The 12867-nt window shown below is 70.5% G+C and carries 11 protein-coding genes; 8 read left to right on the forward strand and 3 right to left on the reverse strand.

Going from position 1 to position 12867, the window contains the following annotated elements:
• Positions 1-50 precede the first annotated feature (50 nt).
• Positions 51-566: a hypothetical protein gene (locus OG207_RS07315; RefSeq protein WP_329096960.1), complete on the forward strand. Its 516-nt coding sequence runs from the start codon at positions 51-53 to the stop codon at positions 564-566.
• Positions 567-935: 369 nt separating this feature from the next.
• Here OG207_RS07315 and OG207_RS07320 read toward each other — a convergent pair whose 3' ends face one another.
• From OG207_RS07320 to OG207_RS07330, 3 genes are all read right to left on the reverse strand, one after another.
• A complete protein-coding gene (locus OG207_RS07320) occupies positions 936-1460 on the reverse strand; it encodes a hypothetical protein (protein WP_329096962.1) in 525 nt (174 codons plus the stop codon).
• A gap of 253 nt (positions 1461-1713) precedes the next feature.
• Positions 1714-3369 carry an ABC transporter permease gene (locus OG207_RS07325; protein ID WP_329096964.1) on the reverse strand — a complete coding sequence of 552 codons (1656 nt, stop codon included), beginning with the start codon at positions 3367-3369 and terminating at the stop codon, positions 1714-1716.
• A complete protein-coding gene (locus OG207_RS07330) occupies positions 3366-4295 on the reverse strand; it encodes an ABC transporter ATP-binding protein (RefSeq protein ID WP_327301304.1) in 930 nt (309 codons plus the stop codon). The genes OG207_RS07325 and OG207_RS07330 overlap by 4 nt, the downstream gene beginning before the upstream one ends.
• Positions 4296-4383: 88 nt before the next feature.
• Here OG207_RS07330 and OG207_RS07335 point away from each other — a divergent pair, with 88 nt between their 5' ends.
• From OG207_RS07335 to fabD, 7 genes are all read left to right on the forward strand, one after another.
• On the forward strand, positions 4384-4881 hold the full coding sequence (locus OG207_RS07335; RefSeq protein ID WP_327301303.1) for a GbsR/MarR family transcriptional regulator: 498 nt from the start codon (positions 4384-4386) through the stop codon (positions 4879-4881).
• Between the two features lie 116 nt (positions 4882-4997).
• The gene (locus tag OG207_RS07340; RefSeq protein WP_327301302.1) at positions 4998-6191 is read left to right on the forward strand and encodes a cytochrome P450; all 1194 of its coding nucleotides are present in this window, start codon (positions 4998-5000) and stop codon (positions 6189-6191) included.
• Positions 6192-6424: 233 nt separating this feature from the next.
• The gene (locus OG207_RS07345; protein ID WP_329096967.1) at positions 6425-9271 is read left to right on the forward strand and encodes an ATP-binding protein; all 2847 of its coding nucleotides are present in this window, start codon (positions 6425-6427) and stop codon (positions 9269-9271) included.
• A gap of 172 nt (positions 9272-9443) precedes the next feature.
• Positions 9444-9944 carry a hypothetical protein gene (locus OG207_RS07350; protein WP_327301300.1) on the forward strand — a complete coding sequence of 167 codons (501 nt, stop codon included), beginning with the start codon at positions 9444-9446 and terminating at the stop codon, positions 9942-9944.
• Positions 9945-9982: 38 nt separating this feature from the next.
• Positions 9983-10498 carry a hypothetical protein gene (locus tag OG207_RS07355; protein WP_329096970.1) on the forward strand — a complete coding sequence of 172 codons (516 nt, stop codon included), beginning with the start codon at positions 9983-9985 and terminating at the stop codon, positions 10496-10498.
• 42 nt (positions 10499-10540) lie between these two features.
• Complete coding sequence (locus OG207_RS07360) at positions 10541-11944, forward strand: PfaD family polyunsaturated fatty acid/polyketide biosynthesis protein (RefSeq protein ID WP_329096972.1); 1404 nt, start codon at positions 10541-10543, stop codon at positions 11942-11944.
• A 22-nt stretch (positions 11945-11966) separates the two neighbouring features.
• Positions 11967-12827 (forward strand): ACP S-malonyltransferase, encoded by an 861-nt coding sequence (gene fabD / locus OG207_RS07365; protein WP_329096974.1) that lies wholly within the window; start codon positions 11967-11969, stop codon positions 12825-12827.
• The last annotated feature ends 40 nt before the right edge of the window (positions 12828-12867 follow it).

Consider the following 12867-nt stretch of genomic DNA (forward strand, 5'->3'; position numbering starts at 1 on the left):
CCAACTGGCGTGTCCCCGCCGTCCTGTCGTGGGCGGGAACCCGGGGTGTCATGCCTCTCGCCGCTGCCCTGTCCATCCCCGTCGCCGCCGCGGACGGATCCCCACTGGCTCAGCGCCCTTTGGTGCTGGTCCTGACCTCGTCCGTCGTGTTCGTCACCCTCGTCGTCCAGGGCTTCACCCTCGCCGCGGTCGTCCGCCGCTCAGGGATCGGTCTCGAACCTGATCACACCGAACGCGAGGAGACCGGCGCGCGACTGAGTCTGGCCGAAGCGGGACTGCGCCGGCTGGACGAGCTCTCCGGTCTCGACGCCGCACCCCAGGCAGTGCTCGACCGCCTCCGCCGTGCGTTGCAGGCCCGCCGCGACCACGCCCGCGACCGGCTCGGCGACGACGAGGGGCCGTACGAGTCCGCCGACCAGGTCTACCGCCACCTGCGACGCGACCTGATCAACGTCGAGGCAGCCGAACTCCGGCGCCTCTACGACGACCACCGCATCAGCGACACCACCCGCCGACAGCTCCAGCGCACGCTCGACCTCGAGGAGGCACGGCTCTCCGACCTGTGAGAGCCGCCCTGGGGCTACCCGGACATCGGGCTTGCGCCGGCACACCGCCTGGCCGTCAATTCATCGTCAGCGTCGCGCCCAAGAAGCGTCAGAAGTCCGTCAGGACCCCTATCGCCCACGACCTCGCTCCCGTTCGCTGGTGAGGTGGAAATCCAAGCGAGGGGCCGGGTTCGAGTACGGGTGTACGGAGGCTGTCGTAGGCATCGTCATCGCCGTGAGCCCGTGCCGTCGGCCGTGATGTCGAGGGTCGGGCTACGGCTCCAGTGGTGGAGGAGCTGTTGAAGTCCAGCGGCTGCCCGCTCTCGGCGGCCGGCCACCTCCGGGCACCCGTCGGCAGGCCCGCGCGGCACACGCCTCCCGGCGGAACCGTCAGGCTGCGCGACAGAGTTCCGCAGGGCCGGCCGGGGCCGCGGTGCGGGCCACCGTCCCGTGCGCGAGCCGGGCGGCGCGGACGGCGGCCGTGGCCTGCGAGCGGTTCCGCGCGAAGACGACGAGGCGCAGCACCGCGAACCGTGCGACACCGGCAAGTGCGGAGGCGAACAGGTAGACGACCTGTTCGAGCACCGCACCGGGCGCGGCCACCAGCTGCTGCAGGACGACCATCGCCGCGCAGGTCACCGCGTAGGCGGCCGCCGCGGACCCGGCCGACTGCGCGTGCTGGTGCCAGGTCGCGCACGCGCCCGCGCCGAAGGTGAAGCGGGCGTGCAGCTCGGTTGCGATGAGCGTGGAGCCCACGGCGATCAGGGCGTTGGCCAGGAACCAGGGAATCCAGGAGGCGAGCGCCACCACGGCGAAGCTGGAGGCGGCTCCCACCCCGCCGCCGCAAAGCACGAAGCGGGCGAAGGCGGTGAAGGCGCCGGGTGCCGCCTGCTCCTGGCTCTGAGCCGTCTCCATGATCTGTTCCCTTTCGGCGGCTCACGGCGCGAAACGCGCACCGCTCGGCTTCGGTACGTGCCGCAATCGTGGTGCGTGCCATGGCACCCCGCCGCAGATGCCTCTGTCTGCCCTGACGCCGGCTGATGCCACCCCGGGGCGCGTGAGAGATTCGTTTCGGCCGGACCGCGACCATGCCGATCATCCGGGGCCCTGGCACCGTCCGCCGGGCGGGCGGAGGGCGGTACCAGGACCCGGATACCGCCCTGCCGCGCTACTTGGTTTCGAGGTCGCGGCGGGCCAGGCCCCGGAGGGCTGCCCACACGAGGGCGGCGGCGATCAGTGTGAGGATCACCAGGGGAGTCCAACGCATGTCCGCGGCGGGCAGCCGGGGGACGTGGCCGAACGGGGAGAGGTCGTTCAGCCAGCCGGGGAACTGCAGAAGCTGTCCCAGGTAGCCGATGGCGAAAGCGCTGACCGGGACGACCCAGGCCGCCGTGGCAGCCCGCGGGAACCAGCCGTAGAGGGCCGCGGTGATGCCCACGGTGACCCAGAGCGCCGGTGCGTAGGCCAGGGCCGCGCCCACGAGCTTGAGGAACAGATCGCCGTCACCGGTGGAGGCGGCACCGGAAATGCCGAGCCCGAGTCCGGCCACGAAGAGCAGCACGGTGCCACCGATCAGCGCGACGGCCAGATGGCTCCCGAGCCAGCCGGCGCGGGAAAGCCCGGTGGACAGTACGGGTTCGGCGCGCCCCGCGCTCTCCTCCGCCCGTGGGCGCAGCGCCGCGATGACGACGTACACGGAGGCGACCACGGCCACGATCGACATGATCATCGCGGCGAAGGACTCGGCGACGGTGGCCCCGCCGAGCCGTTTCAGGGCCTCCTGAATCTGGTCGATGTCCTTGAGCATGTCCTCGGCGTCCCCGAGGATCGAGCCGTACATCGATCCGAGGAGGAAAAGGCCGGCGCCGAAACCGATGAGCAGGCCGCGGTGCAGGCGCACAGCGAACCCGAACGGGCGGACCAGCGCCTCGGAGGCCGTGGGACGGCCGAGCCTGGCGGCGCGCAGGCCCGCGCCCACGTCCCGGCGGGTACTGAGAGCGAATCCGGTGGCGGCGCAGGCCGCCGCCAGCGCGAGGGACAGAAGCAGCGGCCACCAGCGGTTGTCGACGAAGACATAGGTGCGCTGAGCCCAGCCGATCGGGGAGAGCCAGGACAGCGTTTCGTTGCCCACGTCGCCCGAGGCGCGGAGGGCGTAGGCGGCTCCGATGACGGCGAGCGCCATCCCGGAGGCCGCCCGGGAGTGCGCGGTGATCTGCACGGTGATCGCCGCCACGCAGGCGAAGACGATGCCGACGCCGGCGTGCGCGAGGCCGTAGAGCAGGGATCCACCGGTGTCGATTCCCTCGATGCCCATCCGGCTCAGGCCGATGGTGAGGAGCAGGGCCAGGCCGAGGTTGGCGATGGCGGCCACGGCGAGCGCCGCTGCCAGATGCGCGTGGCGGCCGACGACGGTGGAGCGGACGAGCTCCGCGCGGCCGGTCTCCTCCTCGGTCCGGGTGTGCCGCGTGACGATGAGCACGCTCATCAGCGCGACCAGCACGGCGGCGAAACCGAGCATCCGGTGTCCGAGCATGGCACCGAAGGTGTAGTCGTCCAGGTAGTGCTGAGGCCCCGTCATGGCCATGGCGGCCGGGGTGTCCGAGCTCCGGGCGATCGCGGCGCGGTCGGCCGCGGTGGGGTAGAGCGTCTTGACGTTGTTCGCGGTTCCGGCCGATGCGATGAACAGGGCGAACACCCATACCGGGATGCGGATGCGGTCCCGGCGCAGGTTGAACCGGACGAGGGTGGCGGTGCCGGCGAGGGTACCGCCCCCTGCCGAGGCGTGAACCGGGGCAGAGGCCCGGGAGGCCGTTGCGGTGCTCATCGGGCCGCACCGTCCGCAGTGGCGGAGTGCCCGTTCGCGGCGAGTTCGTCGCCGTAGTGCCGCAGCATCAGCTCCTCCAGGGTCGGCGGGTGGCTGACGAGGCTCCGGAGTCCTGACTGGCTGAGCGCGCGAACCGCCTGGTCGAGGTGCTCGCCGTCCACGGCGAAGCGCACCCGGGCACCCTCGCTGCGCAGCTCGTGCACGCCCGGCAGACCCGCCAGACCTGTCACGGGGAACGAGGTCTCGGCCTCGATCGTCGTACGTGTCAGGTGCCGCATCCCGCTCAGCGTGCCGGACTGGACGACCCGGCCCTGGCGGATGATGCTGACCCGGTCGCAGAGCTTCTCCACCTGGGCCAGGATGTGGCTGGACAGCAGGATGGTCCGGCCGACGGCCTTGGCCTGGAGGATCACGTCCTGGAACACGACCTCCATCAGGGGGTCGAGTCCGGCGGTGGGCTCGTCGAGGAGCAGGAGTTCGGCGTCGGAGGCCAGAGCGGCGACGATGGCGACCTTCTGCCGGTTGCCCTTGGAGTAGGTGCGTCCCTTCTTCGTGGGGTCGAGGTCGAAGCGTTCGATCAACTCGTTCCGGCGCCGCTTGTCGAGTTTTCCGCGCAGCCGGGAGAGCAGGTCGATCGCCTCGCCACCGGTCAGGTTCGGCCAGAGCTCCACGTCGCCCGGTACGTAGGCGAGCCGCCGGTGGAGTTCGACCGCGTGATTCCAGGGGTCCTTGCCGAGCAGCTGCGCCGTCCCGGCGTCGGCGCGCAGGAGTCCGAGCAGGACCCGGATGGTGGTGGACTTCCCCGCACCGTTCGGCCCGAGGAAGCCGTGAACCTCGCCCGTCTCGACACCGAGGTCGAGTCCGTCGAGGGCGTGGGTCCGACCGAAGGACTTCCGCAGGTCGGACAGCATGATTGCCTTCGTCATGCTTAAAAAGGTACGATACATTCACAAGATTGTGAAGATAAGGAACCGTTAAAATCGTGGGACCTGTCGAGTCGGAGGAGGACACAGCGTGTCGGTGGAAAAGACCCCGCAGGAAGCGGAGGCGGTCTCGGAGTTCGTTGAACGGTTCGCCTCCGAACTCGCCGAGGCGGGCATGCAGATGATGCCGGCGCGGATCTTCTCATGTCTCATGGCCGAGGACAGCGGCGTCCTCACCTCGGCCGAACTCTCCGAACGGCTGCATGTCAGCCCGGCGGCCGTCTCCGGAGCCATCGGCTATCTCGCCCGCGTCGGACTGGTGAGCAGGGAGCGCGAACCCGGCTCGCGGCGGGACCGCTACCGGGTACGCAACAACGCCTGGTTCGAATCGATGGCCCAGCGGGACGAGCTCATGCTGCGCTGGATCCGCGTTCTGAACGAAGGTGTCGACACCATCGGCGGAGGCACCCCGGCAGGCCAACGGCTCGCGGAGAGCAGCGAGTTCTTCGAGTTCCTGATGAACGAACTGACCGGCGTACTCGCGCGGTGGCGTGCACTCCAGAGCCAGCAGGCGGCCCGGACTCCATAGCTCCATGCCTGTTCTGGGGTCGGCGCTGGGGGGTGCCCCGGTGCGGTCCCACCGGACTCACCGTCACGCTGCGGCTGGCTGAACCAGCCCGATTGTCCGGTGAGAAAGGTGATGGGGTGTCCAAGCTCGACGTGACTGCGATTCCGCCGCAGCCGAACGTGAACGACCCGGCCGTCTACGAGTGGTACCGCGCCATGCGGAACGAACACCCGGTCCATCAGGACCCCGTGACGGGGTGGTGGGTGGTCTACCGATACGCGGACGCCCGGCATGTCCTCACCCACCCCGAGATCTTCTCCTCGGAGATGCACCGGATGGGCTTCCCCGAGACGGGGCTGGAGAGCCTCCCCCAGATGGACCCTCCGCGGCACACGCGTGTGCGCCAGATCCTGAGTACGGCCTTCACGCCGCACTCGATATCCGGCTTCGAACCGCAGATCATCCGCACCACGAACGAGATCATCGACGGGTTCATCGGCAAGGACAACGTGGACCTGGTGGCGGAGCTCGCGTACACGGTTCCGATCGCGGTCATCCTGGAGATCCTGGGGCTGCCGGCCGAGGACCGGCACCTCTTCTACCACTGGGCCCGCAAGGTCATGAACGTCACCCCCGAAGAAATGGCCCAGGAGGGCTTCGCGGAGGCGCTGGGCGAGCTCCAGCAGGAGGCCGTGTCGTACCTGCGCGAGAAGGTGCGCGAGCGCCGCAACAAGCCGGGCGACGACATGCTCACCCGGCTCGCCAACGCCGAGCTCGACGGCGACCGGCTCACCGAGGACGAGACGGTGAACTTCGCGAACGTCATGTTCGCGGGCGGCCACATCAGCACGACGATGACGATCGCCAACTCGGTCGACCTGCTCGACCTGAACCCGCGGGCGATGGCCGAGGTGCGCGCCAACCCGGAACTGCTGGGACAGACGGTCGAGGAGGTGCTGCGCCACCGGCCTCCGATCACCACGGGCCTGCGGGCCTCCGCCCGCGAGGTCGAGGTCGCCGGGGTGACGATTCCGGCCAACCAGCACGTGGCCGCGAGCTTCTGCTCCGCCAACCGCGACGAGCGCCAGTTCCCCGACCCGGAGTCGTTCGACATCCACCGCCGCAGCGAGGGGCGCCACTTCGGATTCGGCTTCGGCACGCACCACTGCATCGGCAACGCCCTGGGGCGCCTGGAGACCCGGCTCGTGCTGAAGGTCCTGCTCGACCGGTTCAAGGAGATCGCGGTCGACCGCGACGGCGACCTCGTCTGGGCCCTGCCCCCGCAGATGGTCGGCTTCGACCGGTTGCCCGTCGCCCTCCGGGCGGCCTGAGGCACCGACGTATCGCTGCCGTCTGCCGGACCTTCGGGTCCGGCAGACGGCAGCGGTGTTTTCAAGCCAACCTCCCCCGTGGAGATCCCCCTGCGCTTTCTTGATGGCGTCCAAACGGGCCACACCTGCCGGGTGGCTGTACCGTCTCGTCCGGTGCGCTCCCGTACCCGAAACACGGGTCAGAGTCGGTTCGTTCGTAGGTTCGGGCTTATCTCTTCGAGAGGGTGTGTCGGATGCGGCGCGAGCACGCGCGACTCCTGGAACGAGACCGGGAATCAGAACTCCTGGAGGAAGGCCTCCTCCAGGCACGTGAGGGCAGCGGCGGCATGGTGGTGCTGGAGGGGGCGACCGGGCTCGGGAAGACCAGCCTCCTGCGAACGACCCGCGAGAGTGCCTCCCAGCAGGGATTCGTCGTCCTGAGCGCGCGCGGCTGCGCGTTGGAGCAGGACTTCGCCTGGACGATCGTGCGCCAGCTCTTCGAGTTGTGTCCGGGTCTGGACTCCACCGGAGAGGACACCGGTATCCTCTCCGGCCCCGCGGCCATGGCCCGTTCCCTATTCGACTACCGGCAGCTCCAGAACTGCCCCGCGTCCAGACCCGACGAGGACTTGTACAGCGCTCTGCACGGCCTCTACTGGCTGTGCCGCAATCTCTCCGAGCGCCGACCGCTTCTCCTGATGATCGACGACGCGCAATGGGCGGACGCCGAATCACTGCGATTCGTGAGCTATCTGGTCAACAGGATCGAAGACCATGCGGTCCTCGTCGCGCTGGCCAGCACGCCGACCGACGAACCCGCCACGCCCGAACTGCTGATGACGGCCTGCGTCGCGCCCCTGGTGAAGCCGGCGAGACTGGGCGCGCTCAGCGCCGAAGCCGTTCACCAACTGGCGTCCGAGATCCTCGGCCGCGCGCCGCACGAGGCGTTCACGCATGCCTGCCTCACCATGAGCGAGGGCAATCCGCTCCACCTCCTCGAACTGCTGGAGGACGCGGCCCGAGAGGGTATCGCCCCCGTGGAGACGGAAGCACCTCGCGTCTACGAGCTGACCCCGGCCCGCGCCGCCTGGGGCGTCCGTCGACAACTCACCCGACTGCCGGACACCGCGGTCGCCCTCGCCGGCGCGGTGGCCGTGCTGACCTCGGACGCCGAGCCCCGGCACTGCGCCCGGGTGGCCGGGCTCGACGAGGCGGATGCCACGGAGGCCGCGGGCCGGCTCAGGGACGCGGGGCTGCTCACAGCGGATGCCCCGTACCGTTTCGTCCGGCCCGTGATCCACCAGGTCGTGTACGAAGGCATGGCGGCGCAGGCGCGCAACGCCGCGCACCGGACGGCCGCGGAGTGTCTCGGTGCGGCGGGGACCGCCGCGGTCCGGTCGGCCGAGCACCTGTGCCGGACCGATCCCGACGCGAACCCCTGGGCCGTGTCGATCCTGCGTTCCGCGTCACGCGAGGTCCTCGGTGGGGGCGATGCCCTGGCCGCCACCCGCTACCTGCGGCGCGCGATGGCCGAATCCCCCGCACAAGGGGTCGACCTGGGCGTGCTGGCGGAGCTGGGCGCGGCCGAGCTCCGCGCCCAGCAGGCTTCGGCACTCGAGCACTTGGAAAAGGTACTGCGCCAAGGGGCCCAGCCACATGCGGAACTCACGATACGGCTCGACCTCGGCCACGCCCTGGCCGCCGTCGGCCGGCCGGAGGATGCCCTCGCCGCCATAGACCCGGGATCCTGGGCGGCGGACCGTACCGAGGGCGCCCAGGCCTGGGCAGCGGCCATGACGATCCAGCGGCTCGCCGGAGACCGGGGCGACCGGGCCGGTTCCCGGAGTCGGCCCGGTCTCGATCCCCTCACCCTGCGGGCGCACGCGGCCGCGGCTGCGCTCTCCGACGGTCGGCCCGCCCCGCGTGCGGCACGCTTGGCGCGCGCCGCCGTTGCGGACGGGGTGCGACTGCCCGCTCACGACGTGGAGCTGCCCCCCGCGTCCCTGGCCGCGTGGGTGCTTGCCCAGTGCGACGATCCGCTGGCATCCGAAGGCATCCTCAACGAGGTCGTCGGCATGGCGACCCGGGACGGCCATGTCCTGACCGCGGCGACCGCCCGGAGCCTTCGGGCCGCGATCGTCTTCGACACCGGACGGATCGCCGACGCCGAGGCAGCGGCGCGGGAGGTGCTGCGGCAACGGACCGGGGCATCCCTCGCCCTGACTCAAGCCCCGCTCGCGGCGGCCGTACTCGTACAGTGTCTGATCGAGCAGGACCGGCCGCAGGAGGCCGACGAGCTGCTCGAACGTCATGGAATGGCCGGCGAACTGCCTCGGAACGCCGTCCACTTACCGCTGCGCGTGGCACGAGGCAGGCTCCACGCGGCGCTCGGCCGCCGGCAGAAGAGCGTTCAGGAACTGCTGGACTGCCGCTCCCTCGCCCGCAAGCACCGCTGGCACAACTCGTCCGCGACCGGGGGATGGCTCGCCACCGTCGTGCACGGCGTGGCCATGAACAGCGGGCAGCGCGCCGCCCGGGAACTTGCCTTCGCCGAGGTGCGCCGAGCGAGCTCCGTCGGAGCCTCCCGTCCCCTGGCCGCGGCACTCTGCGCGTACGGGGAAATGGCCGGCGGAAAGGAGGGAATACGGCACATCGAGCAGGCCGAGCAGCTGCTGGCCGGCCTTACGGCCCCAGTGGAACACGCCCGCACCCTGCTTGCCCTCGGTGCCGCGATACGCCGGACCGGTGACCGTTCGGAAGCCCGCCACCGCCTGACGACGGCGCTGGAACTGGCACGGAACTGCGGAGCTGCCGCACTGGAGCAGGAGATAGGCGCCGAACTCCGCCTCACCGGTGCCCGGTTGTCACCGGCGGCAGGGGAGACCGTCTCACTGACTCCCGCAGAACACCGGGTGGCGCAGCAGGCATCAGCGGGTCTGACCAACCGAGAGATAGCTCAGGCGCTGTTCATCACCGTCAAGACCGTCGAGTGGCATCTCGGCCAGGCGTACAGCAAGCTCGGCATCCGCAAGCGCGCGGAGCTCACCCGGGCCCTCTCCCTGGTCCCGGGAGACCCCGGACCGGAGCGGCGCAGCGCCTGATCCCCGGTCCGACCGGCCCCGCCACCAGGGGCGCCGGGCGGACTGGGGGTCCTGCTGGGGGTTCTCCTGGGGCGCCCTCGAGCCCGCTTCGAGAGGCTGGCGGTCGTCAGCCGCGGGGGACGCACATCGCTTGCCGCGGACCGGCCTCTGCCGCACCCGAAAGGCGGGAACCGTGCGCAACGCACCCAGTGAGAAGCGGTACGACACCCTGACCGCAGCCGAACGCTCCTTCGTCGACAACGTGGCCCGGCATTACCACGAAGCTCACGGCGTGACATGGGAGAAGGGCCGGACCATGGCCTGGATGATCATCAGTGACCCGGCCGAGCAGACACTGTCCGAGATCTGCGCCGCTGTGGACACCACGCCGGAGAGCATCGAGCAGCTCATCGAACAGCTGACGCTCGCCGGCCTGTACGTCCGGATCGACGAGCCGGGCCGGGAGACCCGCTACCGGCTCGTCGACGACGGCTACCCCAAGGCCGTGTCGGACACCTTCGCCAGCTGGCCGGAGTACCACCGCATCTTCCAGTTCGGCCTTGAGGTCCTGGCCGGCGCCGACGCGGACCGGCGACGGCGGATCGCCGAGATCGAGGAGCTCTTCGGACACATCGTCGGCGACCTCGCCGAGATGTCGAAGCGCTGGGAGCAGCTCCAGAGCGCCTCCGTCTGACCAGCCGGCTCCGCACAACGTGAAGAGAGGGAATCCCCATGGCCGCTGACGCCACCATCGTGAAGCCGAACGAGGGCGAGAAGTCCTTCGTCGAGAAGGTCGCCCAGTACTACTACGAGAACGACGGGATGCCGCACGACCGCGGACGGGTCGTCGGCTGGATGATGATCTGCTCCCCCTCCACGCAGACAGCCGACCGGATCGCCGAGGCGCTCGACGTCCCGCGAGCCGCGATCGACCGGATCGTCGACCAGCTCACTCCCGAGAACGACCCGGTGAGCGTCTTCGAGCGCACGGGCTCCCTGAGCGAGAACTACACGATCCGGCTCCGCGAGAACAGCTGGGCGCCCAAGGTCAGAGGGATCTTCTCGGAGTTCCCCGACTTCCACCGGGTCGCCCGCGAAGGTCTGGAGGGCCTCCGGGCCGAAGGCGCCTCCGAGGAGCGTCTGGTCCGGCTCGCCAACATGGAGCGCTTCCTCGGATTCGTCAGCGGCGAGATGCCCACGATCCTCGAGCGCTACGAGAAGAACCGGCAGGTCGGCCTCGGCAGCTGATCCCCCGCACACCGGGCGACGTCCGAAGAAGGAGAGGAAACCGTGGCGGTCGCGTACGCCGAGCACATCCCGGCCTCCGGGGCGCAGATCGCCCCGGAGAACCTGGGCAGCGCACAGTTCCGGGCCGACCACGGCGTGCGGTACGCCTACGCCGCCGGATCCATGTACAAGGCCGTCGCCTCCGAGGACATGGTCCTCAGGATGGGCCGGGCGGGCCTGCTCTCCTTCTTCGGCACCGGAGGTCTGCGGCCGGACCGGGTGATCGCCGCGATCGAGCGGTTCGAGCGGGAGCTCGGCGACGGCCCGTACGGCTTCAACCTGCTGGCCGGCGGGGACAATCCGGCCAAGGAGCAGGAGCAGGTCGAGCTGTTCCTCCGGTATGGGGTGAGGCGGGTCGAGGCGGCGTCCTTCGTCCGTCCCACGCCGCCCCTCGTCCGCTACCGGCTGTCCGGTCTACGCCTGGCGCCCGACGGGTCGGTCGTGGTCCCCCACCGTGTGATGGCCAAGGTCTCCCGCCCGGAGGTCGCCCGGTCCTTCCTCGCCCCCGCCCCGCCGGAGACGGTCGGCGAACTGCTGGCACAGGGGCTCATCACGTCGGAGGAGGCAGCGCTGGCCGCCCGCGTCCCCATGGCGGACGACCTGGTGGCGGAAGCCGACTCGGGCGGCCACACCGACCAGCGACCGCTCGTCATCCTGCTCCCGGACACGGTGCGCCAACGGGACCTAGCCGCCCGCGAGTTCCCCGCCGCCGCGCGCGTACGGGTCGGAGCGGCCGGGGGGCTCGGATCGCCGGAGGCGGTGGCGGCGGCCTTCGTGCTCGGTGCCGACTTCGTCCTCACCGGCAGCATCAACCAGTGCACGGTGGAATGCGGCACCAGCGAGCGCGTCAAGGACATGCTCCAGGAGGCCGAGGTCCACGACATGGCGATCGTGCCGGCGGGCGACATGCTGGAATCCGGGGCCCGTGCGCAGGTGCTGCGCCGGGGGCTGTTCTATCCGGCGCGGGCGAACAAGCTCTACGAGCTCTACCGCCGGCACTCCTCGCTGGACGACCTCGACCGGGCCACCGCGGAACAGCTGCAACGGCGGTACTTCAGGCGCAGCTTCGAGGAGGTGTGGCAGGAGACCCGCGCCCACTACGCGCGAGCCGACCCGGACTCCCTCGCCCGGGCGGAACGCGACCCCAAGCACCGGATGCTGCTGGTCTTCAAGGCCTACTTCGTCCAGTCCATCCGCCTGGCCATGAGCGGTTCGCACGACCACCAGGTCGACTACCAGATCAACTGCGGCCCGGCCATGGGGGCGCTCAACGGCCTGCTGCGCGGCACGCCCCGCGAGAGCTGGCGCGAGCGGCACGTGGACGAGCTCGCCGAGCTGCTGATGGGCGACGCCGCACGGCTGCTGTCCGATCGGCTCCGCGCCATGACCCTGCCCCAATGCCCCTGACCCACACCGACCGGAGGCCGGCATGACCACGATCCATCTCTTCGCCGGGCAGGGTTCCCAGCGCGTCGGCATGGGCCGAGACCTGCTGGCCGCCTACCCCAACCTGGTGCGGCAGGCCGACGCGGTTCTCGGCTACTCCGTCGCCGAACTGTGCCTGGAAGGCCCCGCCGAACGGCTCGGTGACACCCGGTTCACCCAGTGCGCCGTGTACGTCGTCGACGCACTGTCCTATGTGGACACCGTGCGCACGACCGGGGTGATCCCCGACCTCGTGGCCGGACACAGCCTGGGCGAGTACGCGGCCCTGTTCGCCGCCGGTGCGTACGACTTCCGTACCGGGCTGGAGATCGTCGCCCGGCGGGCCGTCCTGATGGCGGAGGCCGGCCCCGGAGCCATGGCCGCGGTGGTCGGCCTGGACGAGGCCCGCGTCCGCCGGATCCTGGAGGAGTCGGGGGCGGTGCTCGACATCGCCAATCTCAACGCCCCCGACCAAATCGTCCTCTCCGGCCCCGCCGAGGCCCTCCGGGCGATCACCCCGATGCTGTCGGAGCAGGCCGACGCGGTGATACCGCTGCCGGTCAGCGGGGCCTTCCACTCCCGCTGGATGGCCCCGGCCGCAAGGGAGTTCGAACGCTTCCTGCGCGGCTTCGTCCTCGCCCGGCTGAAGATCCCCGTCATCGCCAACACGACTGGCCGGCCCTACGACGGGGACATCGCGAGAACCCTGGTCCGTCAGCTCACCGAGCCGGTCCGCTGGTCCGACACCGTCGTCCACTGCCTGGACCAGCCGGATCCTCAGCTGCACGAGATCGGCCCCGGGACCGTCCTGACGGGCCTGACCCGGCGCATCCGGGCGGCTCGCCGCGAACCGGTCGGCCTCTAGTTCTCCCTGATGCCCGGGGAGGTCCGCATCAAGAAGACGT

The sequence above is a fragment of the Streptomyces sp. NBC_01439 genome (genome assembly GCF_036227605.1).
Classification (GTDB): domain Bacteria; phylum Actinomycetota; class Actinomycetes; order Streptomycetales; family Streptomycetaceae; genus Streptomyces.

Coding starts and splice junctions, on each gene's coding strand:
- fabD (WP_329096974.1), top strand. CDS start 11,967: ATGACCACGATCCATCTCTTCGCCGGGCAGGGTTCCCAGCGCGTCGGC.
- OG207_RS07320 (WP_329096962.1), bottom strand. CDS start 1,460: ATGGAGACGGCTCAGAGCCAGGAGCAGGCGGCACCCGGCGCCTTCACC.
- OG207_RS07325 (WP_329096964.1), bottom strand. CDS start 3,369: ATGAGCACCGCAACGGCCTCCCGGGCCTCTGCCCCGGTTCACGCCTCG.
- OG207_RS07315 (WP_329096960.1), top strand. CDS start 51: ATGCCTCTCGCCGCTGCCCTGTCCATCCCCGTCGCCGCCGCGGACGGA.
- OG207_RS07345 (WP_329096967.1), top strand. CDS start 6,425: ATGCGGCGCGAGCACGCGCGACTCCTGGAACGAGACCGGGAATCAGAA.
- OG207_RS07330 (WP_327301304.1), bottom strand. CDS start 4,295: ATGACGAAGGCAATCATGCTGTCCGACCTGCGGAAGTCCTTCGGTCGG.
- OG207_RS07355 (WP_329096970.1), top strand. CDS start 9,983: ATGGCCGCTGACGCCACCATCGTGAAGCCGAACGAGGGCGAGAAGTCC.